Below are 18,110 nucleotides of genomic sequence, written 5' to 3'. Positions count from 1 at the left end.
CTTAAATTCTAATCATACAACCAAGTATTATTAGCAAAATCATCTTTCTTTGTATCTGGTTTAGATTTTTCTACAACAATTTCCGGTGGTTTGTAGGATTTTCTGGGATTAACAGCTAAAGATTTACCATTTTCTTTTCTAGGTTGTTTGACGATTTCTTTTACAGGTTCTTTTACTGTTTCTTTTACAGGTTCTTTCACAGGTTCTTTCACCGCTTGTTTTTTGAGTTCATTATTTTCTTCTATGAGTTGAGAATTAGATTCAGCTAATTTTAATGCTGTTTTTTTAGTTTCATAAAGTTCTTTACCTAATTTTTCTGATAAAGATTTATGTTCAGATAATGCGGTTTTTAATTCAGTGATTTCTTGTTTTAGCGTAGTTTCTTGATTTTGGTATTTTTCCAAAGATTCCTGTAAGTTCTTGATGGTAATTTCTAATTCTGCTTTAGTAGGATTTGCGCGTTTAGTGGTAGTTTCCAAGGGTGTTTTAACCGTGGTGACTTCAGATATAGCAATTTCGGTTTCTTGGGTTTCTGCTGTTTCTTCTGTTTCTAATACTTTTTCTGCTGTAACTTCAATCGCAGTTTCATCGGGAGATGGGGTAAATTTTTGAGCTTCTTCTTGTAATAATTCAGTCAGACGTTTTCTAGGCATTATTTTCTCCTATTTGATTATTGTATTATTTATTCAGGAGTCAGGAGTCAGGAGTCAGGAGTCAGCAAGTAGCTGAAGAATATCAAATTTAGGCTGTAATTTGCTTTTATTGAAACTTGTGTAAGTTAAGAAAACGCTGAATACTTACGTTATCTTAAATTACTAACTGTTCACACATCTTTTGTTCCAATACGTCTAATAAACTATCCACATCTTTACCAACTTGTTCAAAACACTTTTGTGGAGTTGGTTCGGGAGCAAATTGAATTAATTTAATTTCTCCTTTACCGATCCCAATCATCAAAACTTCTGTTTCCGGTTTATTATTATCAATAATTCCTAGAAGTTCCTGTAGTCGGTTTTCCACTCGCTCATTTAATTTTTCTACCGCTTCTTTAGGACAATAAACAAAATGCGGCTGGGGTTTTAGATCAATACCAATAGTTCCTTGAATATCGCCATTTTCTAACCACAATCCCCAAAATAAAGCAGCTAATTCTTGCTGATTTTCTTTGACAAATTTATCTAATTGTCTCCGCCATTTAGTATCCCCTGTTTCTGGTTTTGCACTGCTAAACATAATTGATTGGTAATGGGTAATTGGTAATTGGTGATTGGTAATTCATAATTCATAATGGGTAATTGGTAAATTAACCTCCCCCTGCTCCCTGCTCCCTGCTCCCCTGCTTATTCACTGTCACCTGTCACCTGTCAACTGTCACCTATCTTAACCCGGATTGTACACGCCAGAGATTGGTGTAAACGCCATCTTTCTCTAACAGTTGTTGATGAGTTCCTGATTCTACTAATTGTCCATGTTCCATGACATAAATACAATCAGCGTTGCGGATGGTAGAGAGACGGTGAGCGATCGCAATTGTTGTCCGATTTACTGTTATCCTTTCTAAAGAACGCTGAATAGCCGCTTCTGTTTCATTATCCACTGCTGATGTTGCTTCATCCAAGATCAAAATGGGTGGATTTTTCAAAACTGCACGAGCTATAGCTATTCGTTGTTTCTGTCCACCAGATAACTTTTGCCCCCTTTCTCCCACAATTGTCTCATAACCTTGGGGCAAACGCATAATAAAATCATCGGCTTCTGCTACTTTCGCCGCCATGATAATATCATCCTGGGAAGCGTCAAATGTGCCATAAGCAATATTTTCCGCTACAGTACCATGAAACAGAAACACATCCTGACTAACCAAACCAATACAACGGCGTAAATCTCGTAAATTTAAACTTTGTAAATTCACACCATCAAGAGTAATTTTACCATGTTGGGCTTCATAAAATCTCAGCAAAAGTTTAACTAATGTGCTTTTTCCTGAACCTGTTGAACCCACAACAGCAATGGTATTTCCTGCTGGAATTTCTAAAGATAAATTTTTAATGACTGGTGGTCTATCTTTATAAGCAAAAGTCACATTTTTAAATTCTACTGCACCCCGCACCAATTCCACAGGTAAATTAATATTTCCTGTATGAATTTCAATGGTAGTATCTAACAAATCCATGACTCGATTAGTAGAAGCCATTGCCCTTTGATATAAATCAAAAGTATCTCCTAACCTGGTTAAAGGCCACAATAACAATTGCACTAAAAACACTAAAGAACTATAAGCACCAACGGCTAGATTACCTGCTATGACTTGCATTCCCCCGAAAATTAATAATATTGTGAATGCTGCTAAAATAAACATTCTAATAATGGGAATATAAGCCGCAGAAAAAGCAATTGCTTGGGCATTACTAACCCGATAAGCATTACTTTCCGATTCTATCCGTGCTGCTTCATAATCTTCGGATGTAAAACTTTTGATAGTAGTAATCCCACTCAGATTATTAGATAATCTGCCATTAAGTAAACCTACCTTTTCCCGTACATTAGCATAGCGGGGAGCAAGTAATTTCTGAAAAGCTATCGAACCCGCTAGAATAAAGGGCATAGGTAAAATTGCCATCCATGCCACACCAGGCGCTAAAATAAAAAATGTGCTGCTAATAATTACAATAGTTGTAATCACTTGGATAATATCATTTGCGCCCACATCCAAAAAACGTTCTAGTTGGTTAACATCATCATTGAGGATAGACATTAAACCACCCGTACTGCGTTCTTCAAAATAAGCTAATTCTAATTCTTGTAGGTGTTTATAAGCATCTAGACGTAAATTATGCTGAATATTCTGCCCCAAGTTGCGCCAAAGTAACTTATAGCGATACTCAAAAAATGACTCTAAGATCCAAGTAACGACCGTGAGAAAAGATAAAATAGCAAACTGGCCAGAAATATTTTTAATACCTAACCCAGCAATGATAGAATCTTGTTGTTTGACAACCACATCCACCGCAATACCAATTAAAGCCGGTGGTGCTAAGTCAAAAACTTTATTGAGGACAGAAGCACCAGTAGCTAACCAAATTTGTCGTTGATATTTATGTCCATAGTCAAACAGACGTTGCAGAGGATGTACAGAATGCCTACGCCTTCTTGATGCTTTGTAAGATTTGATTCCTGTAGCCACAGCCTTTTAAAATCGCGTGCAGCCAATATTACCATAAATCAGGTAATAAATCCTGCTTCCTGAGCAAGAGTAGAATTATATTACTAGCAGTGTATTTTCAGAAACCTAATTAAAAATAGTTATTGGTCGGTTATTTTCAGGCAGATTGACATTAAAAATCTAAATAGTGGGCAAATATTAGTTTTAATTAACTTAATTTGTGTTATTTTACTCAAAAATCAGATATAAAAGGAGATATAACCTTGAAAAATCAACAACTTGGAAATTTACAAACTTCAATTATAGGAATAATAGCAGCAATATTAGTAATTTTGGGGTTAAATTCCTTTGTAATTATTAATCCTGGACAAGCGGGAGTGATCAGCATCTTGGGAAAAGCTAGAGACGGAGCTTTAACAGAAGGTATTCACCTTAAACCACCATTTATCTCAGTGATAGATGTGTATGATTTAACGGTGCAGAAATTTGAAGTTCCCGCAGAAAGTTCTACCAAAGATTTGCAAAATTTAACTGCGAGATTTGCCATTAATTTTCGTCTTGATCCGATGCAAGTAGTGGAAGTAAGAAGAAAACAAGGTACACTAGAAAATATAGTTTCTAAAATTATTGCGCCCCAAACCCAGGAAGCATTTAAAATAGCAGCAGCAAAACGTACAGTAGAAGAAGCAATTACCAAAAGAAGTGAATTAAAAGAAGATTTTGATACAGCATTAGGCGATCGCTTAGATAAATATGGGATAATCGTATTAGATACGAGCGTAGTTGACTTAACCTTTTCTCCAGAATTTGCGCGAGCAGTTGAGGAAAAACAAATTGCGGAACAGCGAGCGCAAAGAGCCGTCTATATAGCAAGAGAAGCCGAACAAGAAGCCCAAGCCGAAATTAACCGCGCTAAAGGTAAAGCCGAAGCTCAAAGACTGTTAGCAGAAACTCTCAAAGCTCAAGGAGGGCAATTGGTTTTACAAAAAGAAGCAATTGAAGCTTGGAAAACAGGAGGCGCACAAATGCCAAATGTGCTTGTTATGGGTGAAAATTCCCAAGGTAGTATTCCCTTTATTTTTAACTTGGGTAAAATCTCAAATCAATCTTGATTTGTATCAAAAATACAAGGAATCAGTCGTAGGGGCAACCCCCTGTGGTTGCCCTCTTGAGTCAGGAGTCAGGAGTGAGTAAAAAAGAAGAAAAGCATTAATAAGAGGCTGTAAATTGATATCATTAACACTGGTGTAATTTAACAAAACTGGAGCATCATTTTTATTAACTCAGCCTCACTAGAAACAAAAGCTGATTACTGATTACTGACTGCTGAATGCTTACTTACATCTATAAAATATAGAGGATGAAGATTTGATTTTTCAATTCACGAAATATACCTTAATCTTCTATAATTCTATTACCTTTTACCTTTTTCCTGTCTAGCCAAGTAAATTCACACATCCAATTGCTATATGTCAACTTCTAATCGCACCAACCTCACCATTTCTGAAGCTAAAAAAATCCTCAACAAATTTAACTGCTTAGATATAGCACCCGTCCTCAAACCATTAGAAAAAGCCTTAACCCGTGAAGCAATAATTTTGCTTATTAAGCAGTCTGACTATCAAATTTTAGGCATTTGTGCCGATACAGCGGAAGAGGGAATTTTAGCCATGAAAACCTATTCTCACGCTTTCGGTTATCAAGCACCAGATAATTTACCTCATCCAGAAGGTCCAGTTTATATCAAATTAAACGGTAAAAATGGACTGTGTTATTTAGATTCCTACGCCGGACATCATCGCGGTGTATTAGTTTCTTGTCAATCCTATTATGAAGGTGGAATAAATGAAATGTATGGACATTTACCCCTTGATTTATTTGTTGGATAGGTGACAGGTGACAGGTGACAGGTGACAGGGAAGAGGGGTAATAGTAACCAATTACCCATTACCAATTACCAATTACCAATCACTAATTACCAATTACCAATTACCAATTACCAAATTTTATGACCCTTATTACATTACAATCAGTTAAAAAAGATTTTGGTATCAAAGAAATATTAAAAGATGCCACATTTAGCATTGATGCTACTGATAAAGTTGGTTTAATTGGTACTAACGGTTCTGGCAAATCAACTTTATTAAAAATGATAGCCGGACTAGAATCAATTGATGGCGGACAAATTTTAACTAACTCTGGTGCTAAAATTATTTACTTACCTCAACAACCAGACTTAGATGAAAATCACACAGTTTTAGAACAGATATTTGCTGATAGTGGTGAGCATACAAATTTAGTCCGGGAATATGAAGAACTAACGGATAAATTAGCTCATTATCCAGAAGATTCTGGATTAATGTCTCGCTTATCTCATGTTATGCACCAAATGGACATTACTGGTGCATGGGAATTAGAAACAAATGCTAAAATCATTCTCACAAAATTAGGAATTGCTGACTTTGATGTGAAAGTTGGCACATTATCAGGAGGTTATAGAAAGCGGATAGCACTAGCAACAGCTTTGTTAGCTGAACCAGATGTATTATTGATGGATGAACCTACAAACCATCTGGATGCTTTATCTGTGGAATGGTTACAAAGTTATTTAAATCGCTTTCGTGGTGCATTATTTCTCATTACTCACGACCGCTATTTTTTGGATAAAGTTACTAATAGAATTATCGAAATTGATAGAGGTGATATTTACACCTATTCCGGTAATTATTCCTATTATTTAGAAAAGAAAGCTTTAACAGAAGAATCTGCTGTCAGTAGTCAACGTAAACATCAAGGTGTATTACGACGAGAATTAGAATGGTTAAAGAGAGGACCAAAAGCCAGAAGTACCAAACAAAAAGCCCGGATTCAACGTATTCAAGCAATGCGCGAAACTGAGTTTAAACAAGCTCAGGGTAAGGTTGATATTTCTACAGTTAGCAGACGTATTGGTAAAAAAGTTATTGAACTCAATAACATTACTAAAGCTTACAATGATAGAACCTTAATTAATGATTTTACTTATGAATTTAGTCCCGAAGATAGAATCGGGATTATTGGTGGTAACGGTGCTGGTAAATCAACTTTAATGAATATTATCACCGGACGCATTCCCCCAGATAGCGGTACTGTAGAAATTGGTAGTACAATACATATTGCTTATTTTGATCAACATTCTGAAGAATTACTATCAGCAGTAAATGAAGATCAGCGCGTAATTGATTACGTTAAGGAAGAAGGAGAATTTATCAAAATTGCTGACGGCACAAAAATTACTGCTTCCCAAATGTTAGAGAGGTTTTTATTTCCTGGAAATCAGCAATATGCACCCATTTACAAACTTTCTGGGGGAGAAAAACGGCGTTTATTTCTGTTACGATTGCTGATTAGCGCGCCCAATGTTTTAATTTTAGATGAACCGACTAATGATTTGGATGTGCAAACGTTAGCAGTTTTGGAAGAATATTTAGAAGATTTTGCTGGCTGTGTAATTGTAGTTTCCCATGATCGGTATTTTTTAGATCGCACTGTAGATACTATTTTTGCACTAGAAGAAGGTGGGAATTTACGACAGTATCCAGGGAATTATTCAGTTTATTTAGATTACAAAAAAGCCGAAGAAACTGCACAACAGGAAGCAGTTAATAGTAAAGAAAAGGCGAAAAATACCACCGAGGAAAAAACACCAACTCCAGAAACAGAAACTAAAAAACGTCGGCGTTTGTCTAACTGGGAAAAACGAGAATTTGAGCAGTTAGAAGGTAAAATTGCCCAATTAGAAACAGAAAAAGCAGAGACAGAAAAAGCGTTAGCAAATGTGCCGCCGGGAAATTATAGCCAAGTACAAAAGTTATATGAACAGGTAGAAACACTCAAGCAAGCTATAGATGTGGCCACAGAACGCTGGTTAGAGTTAGCGGAAATGGATGTTTAGAGGAGTCAGGAGTCAGCAGAATTTTAGATTTTAGATTTTAGATTTTAGATTTTAGATTGGATTCATGAAATACAATCCAAAATCCAAAATCCAAAATCCAAAATTGTATACCCAGTCCCCAGTCACCTATTTAAGAATTATTGAGATCCTCTCCAGGCCAAGGTTGATCTACACTTATTACCCAAGGAATACCATTATTGACTGGTGAACTAATACTAATTTTGGCTTTATTAGCAAAACGCTTTAACTTATCTGCTAAATAGGGAACATTAATCATGATATTTTGGTAGCTTTCGATATCATGACAAACCATAATTAACATTAAAATACCACCATTAACTTTAAAATACCAATGACAACTAGATAAGACAATGCGTACAGTATTTTCACACGCTAGGAAAAAGCGTTTTTTAGTAACTTCTTCCAGTTGACTCATTAATAATTCGCTGATTTGCGTAGTTTTATAGGTAGGCAAATCATCTGGGGAAAGATGTGATTTAGTCATATAATTTCGTCCTTTTTGAAAAGAACAAGATACTGACGTAATCTCTATTATTCTTAATAATCAGAATCTTAAATTACGTCAAATTTTGAGATATTCCTATCTGACAACCGTTCACTCCCTTATGAATGTTTATATAGTTGATATTTGCTCTCATCTAATTTTCCACATATTTTCTTTATAAATTGAACTACAAAACTTTATGAAGTTTTGTTAATATTGGCAAATCTAGATGCAGAAAAGGTTTGAGAACCCGTTGAGTTTTTAAGTTTTTTCAGAAAATTTACATAAATACAGCAGTTTCGAGGTAAATGAGGTACAAGGTTAACAGGCAGGATGCCTGTTCCACAAGGGTTTTATCATTAACATCTGCACCTCAGAATACCGAAAACTGCTGTATATACAAATATACAATAAATCTCTCAATAAAATTTAGCAGAAAAATTTGTACTTAGCAAGCAAATTCGCATGATGTGATCATTGCCACTGACTAAAATAGTAAATTTTTAGTCTTGATTAATTTCTAAAAAATCAATTATTCAAAAATTTTGGGTGTGTACTTTACTTACCCAAAATTAATTGACAATTTACCATTAAAGTTGGTAAAAGTCAACAGGAACTTTTAATACAACTGATCATTGCATCTGTGTTCACAACTGTGTGAGCGATACAAAAAAAGAGAGATAGAAAACTCTACCTCTCCCCAGGGTATGTATAAATTATTGAAACATTAAACCGAATCAGATTTTAGTATCTGCTGGGTTTGTGAACAATGAAGCTTAAAACTTGGCACTGTTTGATGTTGTCAAAACCTACAACACGGATGTAACAGTTGCTATATAGACCGCGACAAGCTTGAACTTCGCTCAATACTTCACGGGTGGTTTTAGCACCAAACAAAGGTAACTTCCACATTGTCCAGAAAAGTTCGGTAGGTTCAGAAGTTTCGTTAAACTCAACTGCTGGGATATAACCTTGACTTAAAATGTACTGAACTTGCTTTTCAATTTGCGCGTCAGACAGAGGAGGAAGATAGGAAAGGGTTTCGTAACGACGCTCTTTTGGTAAAGTTTGCATAGCTGTTGTTAGTTAAGTGGCTATTTTTTACTATTTGGTTTTTGGCACTTACGCCTATCCTAATCAGATAAATTATCTAAATCAGGATCTGAGATTTTCTGCTGTTCTGTTTTTGGGGTGGGACTTGATAAATCTAGTTGCGTGATGCGTTCGAGATGCTGGCGACGCTGTTTCATATTGGCTTCCTGAATGCCAGTACGCACCATTTCCGGTAAGAAATCGGTTACTTCCTCCGCTATGTGTTCCCGGACAGTCATTATCCGCAAAGCCAAATCTGACTTTACTAAAAACAGTTCCTCTATGTACGCTTCTCCGTCTTGAATTTTCCTGGCAGAAAAGTTTTGCAACCAATGTGCTAGAGGAGGATTAGTTTCGCCTAGCTGCGCCAAAACAGTCATAAGTGCCTGATAAGTCAGATAACTTTGGAGAGTTTTGGCTGTGTCTTTTGCAATTTGCTTGAGATTCATGCTTGACCCAGCCCCATAGATTTTAGATTTTGGATTTTGGATTTTAAATTGCTCTAATAGTCCAAAATCGCAAATCCTAAATCATCAGACGGTATCCATTGCTTCAAACTCGAACTTGATTTCTTTCCACAGTTCGCAAGCAACGGCCAACTCAGGAGACCACTTAGCAGCTTCGCGGATAATGTCGTTACCTTCACGAGCCAAGTTGCGTCCTTCGTTACGAGCTTGGATACAAGCTTCTAGTGCTACGCGGTTAGCGGTTGCACCAGGAGCGTTACCCCAGGGGTGTCCTAATGTACCACCACCAAATTGTAGTACGGAGTCATCACCAAAGATTTCTACCAATGCGGGCATATGCCATACGTGGATACCACCGGAAGCAACTGCCATTACACCAGGCATGGAAGCCCAATCTTGGGTAAAGTAGATACCGCGAGACTTGTCTTGCTCAACATAGTTTTCACGTAGCAAGTCAACGAAGCCCATTGTGATACCGCGTTCACCTTCCAATTTACCCACAACAGTACCAGTGTGGATGTGGTCACCACCGGACATACGTAAGGTTTTAGCCAATACACGGAAGTGGATACCGTGGTTCTTTTGACGGTCAATTACAGCGTGCATCGCGCGGTGGATGTGCAACAACAGACCGTTATCACGACACCAACGAGCCAAGGTTGTGTTAGCGGTGAAACCTGCGGTCAGGTAGTCGTGCATGATGATGGGCATTTCGAGCTCTTTAGCGAACTCAGCACGCTTCAACATTTCTTCGCAGGTAGGCGCGGTTACGTTTAAGTAGTGACCTTTGATTTCGCCGGTTTCTGCTTGTGCTTTTTTGATAGCTTCTGCTACAAACAAGAAGCGATCGCGCCATCTTTGGAAAGGAGCAGAGTTGATGTTTTCGTCGTCTTTGGTGAAGTCCAAACCACCACGCAAACATTCGTATACTGCACGTCCGTAGTTCTTAGCAGATAGACCTAATTTGGGCTTAATTGTACAACCCAACAAAGGACGACCATACTTGTTCAATTTGTCGCGCTCAACTTGAATACCGTGTGGAGGTCCTTGGAATGTCTTCAGGTAAGCTACGGGAATGCGTAAGTCTTCCAAACGCAATGCACGTAAAGCTTTGAAACCAAATACGTTACCTACAATAGAGGTCAACATATTGGTTACAGAACCTTCTTCAAATAAGTCTAAAGGATAAGCTACGTAAGCAATATATTGGTTATCTTCACCAGGAACTGGTTCGATATCATAACAACGACCTTTGTAACGATCTAGGTCGGTTAACAAGTCTGTCCATACTGTTGTCCAAGTACCAGTGGAGGACTCAGCCGCTACAGCCGCACCAGCTTCTTCAGGAGGAACTCCGGGTTGGGGGGTCATCCGAAATGCTGCTAAAAGGTCTGTATCTTTAGGTGTGTAATCAGGTGTGTAATAAGTAAGTCTGTAATCTTTAACCCCAGCTTGATACCCAGATTTGCTCTGAGTCGAAGTTTGCGCGTAAGACATATTTTCCTTCCAAGAAGTCACTCTTTATTACTATCAAATCACGTTATGTGCAACTTCTTATCGCCCTTTTTCTTTCTTGTTTTCTCATGAGAGTTATAAGAAAAACTTATATAAAAAAGACGGACGTGGGCGGTTATAGCGTTATTAGTGCTACAAAAAGCTGGCGGCGGTGGTAATTTACCGGACATCCTCTTTTATATGTAGGCGTACTGTGACACGCTTTTAATTTTCTTTTACCCGCACACAAAGTATTTTCTATCTCTTATGCTAACCCTACTAAACCTGATTAGTTTTAGGGAAACTTCGGAACTTTACAGGCATTCTTGGAAGTTATCCCCTCAAAATCGGAACAATGCGGGTTTTTAGGCTATGTAGCTTTTATTCCCGTTTTTCCTTTCCTGATATCTTGCCCTGACATGAGAAAAAGATATGGAGGAAACTTTGTTAACTGTGGTTTAGCTCAAGGGTGAGCGCAGGATAAAAAATTGCACACGACGCAATTTGTAACTTGTCTCACAATATATCAAGATTTGGATAAGTTATTCTTTGAAAGTTTTTAACTTTTATATTTGAATTTCTTATATAAGGAAAATTTTAACTTTTTGTTAAGATTGCTTTACAACTGTGTACATATCAGTGTATTACAAGTCATCTAAACTGCACTGCTGACAAACAGATACAATGTATTTATTGAGTATAATATTCAACTTTTATATTGAAAGCATTTAACTGTACTCAGTTATTTGATGATCTTGGGGTTCATATTTGTGATGTTTTAACAAACAATTAAGATATACAATAAATTACAGTTTATTATTTACTATCTTAATTGCGTCCCTAATAATATCATCTATTTTTTTGCCTGAACGTTTAAATCCTAATTCAGACCGTGTTTCTTTCAGAATTTCCTCATCTGTGGGCAAGTTTCCATCAGACAATATCCATTCAACGATTTTTATAATATCTTGAATATTATAGCTTTTTTCAGGAATATTTGGTTTAGGAAAACGTATTTTCGCTTTGAGATCAACAATGGAAAAAGCACGGCCTCATTTTGGTTTTGGGCGGAGTGTGAAGTAGGGAGTGGTGATTGGTGATTGGTGATTGGGAACTGGTGACTGGTGACTGGGGACTGGGGACTGGGTTAACCCTCACAAGGGTAGGTATTTTACATTGTCGTGAGGGCAAGACTTGGAGGACAAGGCAGACAAGGTGACAAGGGAGGAAATACGTAACAAGAATGTACAATTGGTAACAAAAACTGAGGCTAAACAGACCATTTTTTGTATAAAATCTTCCTTGTCTACTTTCCCTCCTTGTCTTCCAGGTCCTGCCTCAACAGATAATATTAAAAACCTACCCCTGTGAGCTACCTCCTGCCCCCTGCCTCCTGCCTCCTGAATGAACTCCTTGAACTCCTGAACTTCTGATTATGCCAATTACTACCCAGCAATTAATACAATGGAAACAGCAAGGACGGGCAATTGTCGCTTTGACTGCTTGGGATTATGCGATCGCCCAAATGTTAGATGCAACTGGTGTAGATTTAATCTTGGTGGGTGATTCTCTGGCAGTTATGCTGGGATATGAAACCACTCTGCCAGTTACGTTAGAAGAAATGATCCACCATGCTAAAGCTGTGCGTCGTGCTGTAAAACGGGCTTTGGTGGTGGTAGATTTACCATTCTTAACTTATCAAGAAAGTGTTTCCCAAGCGATGCACTCTGCTGGCAGAATACTGAAAGAAACTGGCGCACAGGCGGTAAAATTAGAAGGTGGCTATCCGGCAATGGTTGAAACTGTAGCCCGGTTGGTACAAGCTGGTATTCCTGTCATGGGTCATGTGGGTTTAACACCGCAATCAGTACATCAACTCGGTTTGCGACAACAGGGTAAAACTCAGACCGCAGGAGAGCGCATTTTAAATGAGGCGATCGCTCTTGAACAAGCTGGTGTATTCTCGATAGTATTAGAACATATCCCCGCAAATTTAGCATTAGAAATTACTCAAAAAGTACGTATTCCTACCATCGGCATCGGTGCGGGTGTTGATTGTGATGGGCAGGTGTTGGTGACTTCTGACATTCTTGGACTTTCAGAAAAACAGCCACCATTTGCTAAAGTTTATACAAACTTACGAGAACAAATTACCAACGCTGTACAAAGTTATGCCCTAGAAGTGCGCGGTGGTCAATTTCCTAATTAGTTATTGGGCATTGGGCATTGGGAATTGGGCATTGAGTTATTAACCTCCCCGGCTCCCCCTACTTCCCCTACTTGCCCCACTTCCCCTGCTTTCTTCACTGTCACCAGTCACCAGTCACCAGTCACCAATCACCTACTCAACATCTACACCCAAGGAGTGTAATTTTGCTGCTAGTTGTTGCGATCGCTCTTCTGCCAATTGAGCGCGTTTTTGTGCTTCCTTAATCTGTTCCTCTGGGGTAAGATACCGCTTGCCGTCTTGATCATACCAATAAAGCCATTCCCGGATTACCCCACCGTAATTTCCGCGTTCACAACCAATACCTAACTCAATTTTTGGTAGCCAAACGGGGTTTCCTTCCAGTAATTCATACCTACCTTTCACTAGCTTGTGAACTTCTAAACGAGGTTTGCGACGACGACGGGAAGAATAAATCACATAGTAAAGCACACCCAAGGCGGCATATTCATCCAGTTTAATGGTATACTCTTTACGGTAATTTGGGGAAACTACTTCCAGCACCAAAATCGGGACAACGTTTTCATCCCACAATACATAACTAGGGCGTAGTTCTTCATCATAACAACGTTCTACACCCAAACTCAAAAAGCCATCTGGCACTATGGGTAGTTCATCTGGGTGATAATAAATCCCCATATCTACCCCAAAAAACCAGTCCATGCGTTCTGCCCAAAGTATGAGCAGTGTCGATTTCAGCAATCCCGGTATTAATTCTTGCAGTTCGTTATCCACAGGCGTTTCATCCGAGTCGGGTAGTTCTTCAGCAGAGGGTAAGTACCTGGGCAGGTTTAAATTTAACATCACTACTTTCCCCAACACTCACAACTATTATATGAAATTTGTCATTTAAGTACATCTGAGTAATTCCATTACTATAGAGTACGTAAGGCTGCTAGTTTTTTATAAAAACCCATAATTTTTGCTGAATTGTTGCGGATAAGGACTAAACTTAAAAATCTTGTACAGCAAATTCGTAAGCAGTCAGGAGTCAGTGGTTCGACTTCGCTCACCAACCGGAGTCAGAATGTTTTATCAAACAGTAGATTATCAAATATATGATTTTGGACGTAACTGTTAAAAACTTGACTGCTGACCGCTAATAGCTAAATGCTTGCGGAAAACCTATAATTGTAAATGAAGTAATCATGTCTAAGGTTCTTGTTTCTGATCCCATTGACCAAGCTGGTATTGACATTCTTTCCCAAGTTGCTACGGTTGATGTCAAAACAAATTTAAAACCAGCAGAACTGATAGAAATTATTGGTGAGTATGACGCGCTGATGATTCGTTCAGGTACTCGCGTCACTCAAGAAATTATTGAAGCCAGTACTCAATTAAAAATTATTGGCCGTGCTGGTGTGGGTGTGGATAATGTGGATGTTCCTGCTGCTACTCGCAAAGGTATTGTAGTTGTTAATTCCCCAGAAGGAAATACCATTGCCGCAGCAGAACACGCATTAGCAATGATGTTATCTTTATCTCGTCATATCCCCGATGCTAATGCTTCTGTAAAAAGGGGAGAATGGGACAGAAAAACTTTTGTTGGTGCGGAAGTCTATAAGAAAACCCTGGGTATTGTGGGGTTAGGGAAAATTGGTTCTCATGTTGCTCATGTAGCTAAAGCAATGGGGATGAAGTTATTAGCTTATGATCCCTTTATTTCTACAGAACGGGCAGAACAAATTGGTTGTCAGTTGGTAGATTTAGATTTATTATTCCAACAAGCAGACTATATCACTTTACACATTCCCAAAACTCCAGAAACTGCCAATTTAATCAATGCTAAAACTTTGGCGAAGATGAAACCCACCACCAGAATTATTAACTGTGCTAGGGGGGGAATTATTGATGAGGCAGCATTGGCAGCGGCGATTAAAGAAGGTAAAATTGCAGGTGCAGCTTTAGATGTATTCGACTCTGAACCTTTGGGAGAATCTGAGTTGCGATCGCTGGGTAAAGATATAATTCTCACACCCCATTTAGGTGCATCTACCGCCGAAGCCCAAGTAAACGTAGCCATAGACGTGGCAGAACAAATCCGCGATGTGTTGTTAGGACTACCAGCCCGTTCTGCGGTAAATATTCCTGGACTCGGACCCGATATCCTGGAAGAACTCAAACCTTATATGCAGTTGGCGGAAACCTTGGGTAACTTGGTTGGACAACTGGCAGGTGGCAGGGTGGAAACACTGAATGTTAAACTACAAGGGGATCTGGCTACTAATAAGAGTCAGCCTTTAGTAGTAGCGGCGCTCAAAGGTCTACTTTACCAGGCATTGCGGGAACGAGTAAATTATGTCAATGCCAGCATAGAAGCTAAAGAAAGAGGTATTCGGGTAATTGAAACCAGGGATGCTTCAGCAAGAGACTATGCAGGTTCGCTACATTTGGAAGCTACTGGTACTTTGGGTACTCATTCTGTTACAGGTGCTTTGTTAGGTGATAAGGAAATTCACTTAACTGATGTGGATGGTTTCCCCATTAATGTGCCACCTAGCAAATATATGCTGTTCACCTTACACCGGGATATGCCAGGAATTATCGGTAAACTCGGTTCTTTACTGGGAAGTTTTAACGTTAACATTGCCAGTATGCAGGTAGGACGGAAAATTGTCCGTGGTGATGCGGTAATGGCTTTGAGTATTGATGATCCATTACCAGATGGCATCTTGGAGGAAATTAAACAAGTATCTGGGATTCGGGATGCTTATACAGTAACACTTTAATCAAGGAGTCAGGAGTCGTAGGGGCGAAGTAGGGGCGAAGCATTCGGAAAATAACCTTTTCATAAAATTGATAATTTATCGCCCGAATGCTTCGCCCTTACAGGAAAATAACCTTTTCATAAAATTGATAATTGGTCGCCCGAATGCTTCGCCCGTACAGGAGTCAGGAGTCAGAAGAAATTTGCCTCTAGCCTCTAGCCTCTAGCCTCTTGATTCCCTGTGAATAGTTCCCATGATTAATCTAAAATCTAAAATCTAAAATCTAAAATTTTATGGCAAACACTTGGTGGGAACTGAAAATTTTATGTGAACCAGACCTGGAAGATTCTATCTTTTGGCGACTGGAAACTTTTGGCTGTCGTGGTACTGCCGTTGAAAGTAAAGGAAATTCATCGCTGTTAAAAGCTTATTTGCCTAGCTTTCAAGCACAATTATTAGATTTATCGGCGTTATCTTTATGGTTGCGTCAAGATGCTTTATGTATCGGTTTGCCTTCTCCGCTGTTACACTGGAATTTGATTGATGAGGAAGACTGGTCCAGCAGTTGGAAGCAGTATTGGCAACCTCAAGATATTGGCGATCGCTTCTTGATCAACCCCGCATGGCTACCATTACCTGCATCAGCAGAACGATTGGTGATTCGTCTTGATCCTGGTGTAGCTTTTGGTACGGGTAATCACGCCACAACTCAACTTTGTCTAGAATCTCTAGAAATGCGCCTCAGTGAAGTTCCTGATTCTTTCATGGCTACAGAGCATAAAAAAGATTCCCTAGTAATTGCTGATATTGGCTGCGGTTCGGGTATCCTTTCTGTAGGTGCTATACTCCTGGGAGCAAAAAAAGTTTATGCAGTTGATAATGATCCCTTGGCGGTAAAATCAACTTTGAGCAATCGCACCCTTAATGATATTAATTCAGAACGCTTGATTCCAGCCTGGGGTAGTGTAGACGTTTTGACAAAAATAATTGATCAACCAGTTGATGGTATTGTTTGTAATATTTTGGCTGATGTAATTATTGAGTTAATTCCCGAAATGGCTGCTATTACTAAACCTAGTACCTGGGGTATTTTTAGTGGTATTTTATTAGAACAATCTAAAGCTGTTGCTGATGTTTTAGAACAAAATGGTTGGGTTGTGGCTACCCTGTGGAAACGCAAAGAATGGTGTTGCTTAAATGCAAGACGTTCTTAAAAACTGGTGACTGGTGACTGGGTATTGGTGACTGGTGACTGGGAAGAATAAACTCTTGCCTTTTGCCTTCTGTTCCCTGTTCCCTTCTTCCCCAATTACCAATTACCAATTACCAATCACCAAATTAAACCAGTGTTTGCAGATGTTGAATTAATTGGGGTGCTTGCAGTACACCTTCAATTCTATCTACTGGTTGACCATTCTTAAATAATACCAAGGTTGGTAAAGCAGCAATTTGATATTGACTAGCTAATTGAGTGTATTTTTCGGTGTCAATTTTAACGATTCGTAAACGGTCTTTCAATTGCACATTAACTTGTTCTAAAATTGGACCCATCATCTGACAGGGACCACACCATTCAGCGTAAAAGTCTACTAACACTGGTACATCTGAACCAGAGAGCATTTCTTCAAAGCTGTTAAACTGCTTTTTAGTTGTCATGATGGCACACACCTATTTTTATTCTTTGTTTTTTAATGGTAGTTCTTAGAAATTAGAATCGGTGGAATTTTATTTTTTCTTGAGAAATTTTGCGGTTTCTTGATATTGGTTGATGTTAGAGAGAAAATTATTAAGTATTGTTTCTAAAATCCAACATTTTTATTTTTTTGTGGTAATAAAATCAATTCTTAAATAACCAGGACTTACGCAGAAGTTACGGAAGAATGGACCACGAAGGAAAACTATGTTATCAAATCTCCCACTGCTAGGATAAATAAATCAGGGTTTAAACGGCGTAATTGAATGGTATAAATTGGATTAACATTTTCATCAATGAGATAATTAAGCACCATGATTTTGCAACAACATTTTTTCAGCTTTTAACTTACGTAATTTTTCCACAACAGGGTTAGGATTGCGACGTTGTTCTTCTCTCATTTTATCACCCCATTCTAACCAATCTTTTATATATTCATCTACTGATTGTTGATTATGCAAATAGTAAAGAATTGTCGCATAAACCTGTTCTAATGTTAGTGATGTATAGGTTTTAGCAATCTCTTCTGGACTTTTTGCATGGAAAAGATAGTCAAATAAAATGGTTTCAATTCCCACTCTTGTACCCTTGAGTCTAATATCATCGGGAGCTAGAAAATTAAAGTAGTCTTCAAGCTGCATAGTTAGTTACATCTCAATTGTTGTTACTGTATCTTAATTTTATTTTAGAATATTTTGGGTGATGTTGAGTTATAATTAGGGTTTGCTGAGAAAGTTTTTCCGTTGAGGCAGGGAATAGGGAATAGGGAATAGTTTTAGCTATCTGTCATCCCCAAATTTTTGAATTTCTTAGTCAGGTGGGAACAC

At 38.4% G+C, this 18,110-nt stretch carries 16 protein-coding genes; 6 read left to right on the top strand and 10 right to left on the bottom strand.

Annotation, left to right across the window (positions count from 1 at the left end; genetic code table 11):
- Positions 1–8 precede the first annotated feature (8 nt).
- The 3 genes from K2F26_RS11775 to K2F26_RS11765 all read right to left on the bottom strand — a co-directional run bounded on the left by K2F26_RS11775 (position 9) and on the right by K2F26_RS11765 (position 3,184).
- The gene (locus K2F26_RS11775) at positions 9–653 is read right to left on the bottom strand and encodes a hypothetical protein (protein ID WP_220611627.1); all 645 of its coding nucleotides are present in this window, start codon (positions 651–653) and stop codon (positions 9–11) included.
- A 154-nt stretch (positions 654–807) separates the two neighbouring features.
- The gene (gene ccmS / locus K2F26_RS11770) at positions 808–1,233 is read right to left on the bottom strand and encodes a beta-carboxysome assembly chaperone CcmS (protein WP_437441050.1); all 426 of its coding nucleotides are present in this window, start codon (positions 1,231–1,233) and stop codon (positions 808–810) included.
- A 142-nt stretch (positions 1,234–1,375) separates the two neighbouring features.
- Complete coding sequence (locus K2F26_RS11765) at positions 1,376–3,184, bottom strand: ABC transporter ATP-binding protein (protein WP_220611626.1); 1,809 nt, start codon at positions 3,182–3,184, stop codon at positions 1,376–1,378.
- A gap of 242 nt (positions 3,185–3,426) precedes the next feature.
- Here K2F26_RS11765 and K2F26_RS11760 point away from each other — a divergent pair, with 242 nt between their 5' ends.
- From K2F26_RS11760 to K2F26_RS11750, 3 genes are all read left to right on the top strand, one after another.
- Positions 3,427–4,275 (top strand): prohibitin family protein, encoded by an 849-nt coding sequence (locus K2F26_RS11760; protein ID WP_220611625.1) that lies wholly within the window; start codon positions 3,427–3,429, stop codon positions 4,273–4,275.
- A 357-nt stretch (positions 4,276–4,632) separates the two neighbouring features.
- The gene (locus K2F26_RS11755) at positions 4,633–5,052 is read left to right on the top strand and encodes a DUF1824 family protein (protein WP_220611624.1); all 420 of its coding nucleotides are present in this window, start codon (positions 4,633–4,635) and stop codon (positions 5,050–5,052) included.
- Between the two features lie 119 nt (positions 5,053–5,171).
- Positions 5,172–7,097 (top strand): ABC transporter ATP-binding protein, encoded by a 1,926-nt coding sequence (locus tag K2F26_RS11750; protein ID WP_220611623.1) that lies wholly within the window; start codon positions 5,172–5,174, stop codon positions 7,095–7,097.
- A gap of 130 nt (positions 7,098–7,227) precedes the next feature.
- Here K2F26_RS11750 and K2F26_RS11745 read toward each other — a convergent pair whose 3' ends face one another.
- The 4 genes from K2F26_RS11745 to K2F26_RS11730 form a co-directional block, all read right to left on the bottom strand.
- On the bottom strand, positions 7,228–7,602 hold the full coding sequence (locus tag K2F26_RS11745) for a hypothetical protein (protein WP_194052466.1): 375 nt from the start codon (positions 7,600–7,602) through the stop codon (positions 7,228–7,230).
- 744 nt (positions 7,603–8,346) lie between these two features.
- Positions 8,347–8,676, bottom strand: coding sequence for a ribulose bisphosphate carboxylase small subunit (locus K2F26_RS11740; protein WP_220611622.1), 330 nt, complete (start codon positions 8,674–8,676; stop codon positions 8,347–8,349).
- A 59-nt stretch (positions 8,677–8,735) separates the two neighbouring features.
- Positions 8,736–9,143, bottom strand: coding sequence for a RuBisCO chaperone RbcX (rcbX, locus tag K2F26_RS11735; RefSeq protein WP_220611621.1), 408 nt, complete (start codon positions 9,141–9,143; stop codon positions 8,736–8,738).
- Positions 9,144–9,227: 84 nt separating this feature from the next.
- The gene (locus tag K2F26_RS11730) at positions 9,228–10,658 is read right to left on the bottom strand and encodes a form I ribulose bisphosphate carboxylase large subunit (protein ID WP_096569915.1); all 1,431 of its coding nucleotides are present in this window, start codon (positions 10,656–10,658) and stop codon (positions 9,228–9,230) included.
- A gap of 1,432 nt (positions 10,659–12,090) precedes the next feature.
- Here K2F26_RS11730 and panB point away from each other — a divergent pair.
- Positions 12,091–12,864 (top strand): 3-methyl-2-oxobutanoate hydroxymethyltransferase, encoded by a 774-nt coding sequence (gene panB, locus K2F26_RS11725; protein ID WP_220611620.1) that lies wholly within the window; start codon positions 12,091–12,093, stop codon positions 12,862–12,864.
- A 132-nt stretch (positions 12,865–12,996) separates the two neighbouring features.
- Here panB and K2F26_RS11720 read toward each other — a convergent pair whose 3' ends face one another.
- Complete coding sequence (locus tag K2F26_RS11720) at positions 12,997–13,686, bottom strand: Uma2 family endonuclease (protein WP_220611619.1); 690 nt, start codon at positions 13,684–13,686, stop codon at positions 12,997–12,999.
- 344 nt (positions 13,687–14,030) lie between these two features.
- On the opposite strand from K2F26_RS11720, the gene serA reads away from it, so the two are divergent.
- On the top strand, positions 14,031–15,611 hold the full coding sequence (serA, locus tag K2F26_RS11715; RefSeq protein WP_220611618.1) for a phosphoglycerate dehydrogenase: 1,581 nt from the start codon (positions 14,031–14,033) through the stop codon (positions 15,609–15,611).
- Positions 15,612–15,883: 272 nt separating this feature from the next.
- Positions 15,884–16,804 carry a 50S ribosomal protein L11 methyltransferase gene (gene prmA, locus K2F26_RS11710; RefSeq protein WP_220611617.1) on the top strand — a complete coding sequence of 307 codons (921 nt, stop codon included), beginning with the start codon at positions 15,884–15,886 and terminating at the stop codon, positions 16,802–16,804.
- 124 nt (positions 16,805–16,928) lie between these two features.
- Here the strand turns inward: prmA and trxA are convergent, their stop codons facing one another.
- Together trxA and K2F26_RS11700 are read right to left on the bottom strand one after the other, a co-directional pair.
- Positions 16,929–17,246, bottom strand: a complete 318-nt coding sequence (trxA, locus tag K2F26_RS11705; protein WP_220611616.1) for a thioredoxin — start codon at positions 17,244–17,246, stop codon at positions 16,929–16,931.
- Positions 17,247–17,588: 342 nt separating this feature from the next.
- Positions 17,589–17,924, bottom strand: coding sequence for a DUF433 domain-containing protein (locus tag K2F26_RS11700; RefSeq protein WP_220611615.1), 336 nt, complete (start codon positions 17,922–17,924; stop codon positions 17,589–17,591).
- Positions 17,925–18,110: the final 186 nt, after the last annotated feature.

Source organism: Sphaerospermopsis torques-reginae ITEP-024 (assembly GCF_019598945.1).
GTDB lineage: Bacteria > Cyanobacteriota > Cyanobacteriia > Cyanobacteriales > Nostocaceae > Sphaerospermopsis.
This window is presented reverse-complemented; position numbering and strand designations above follow the sequence as displayed.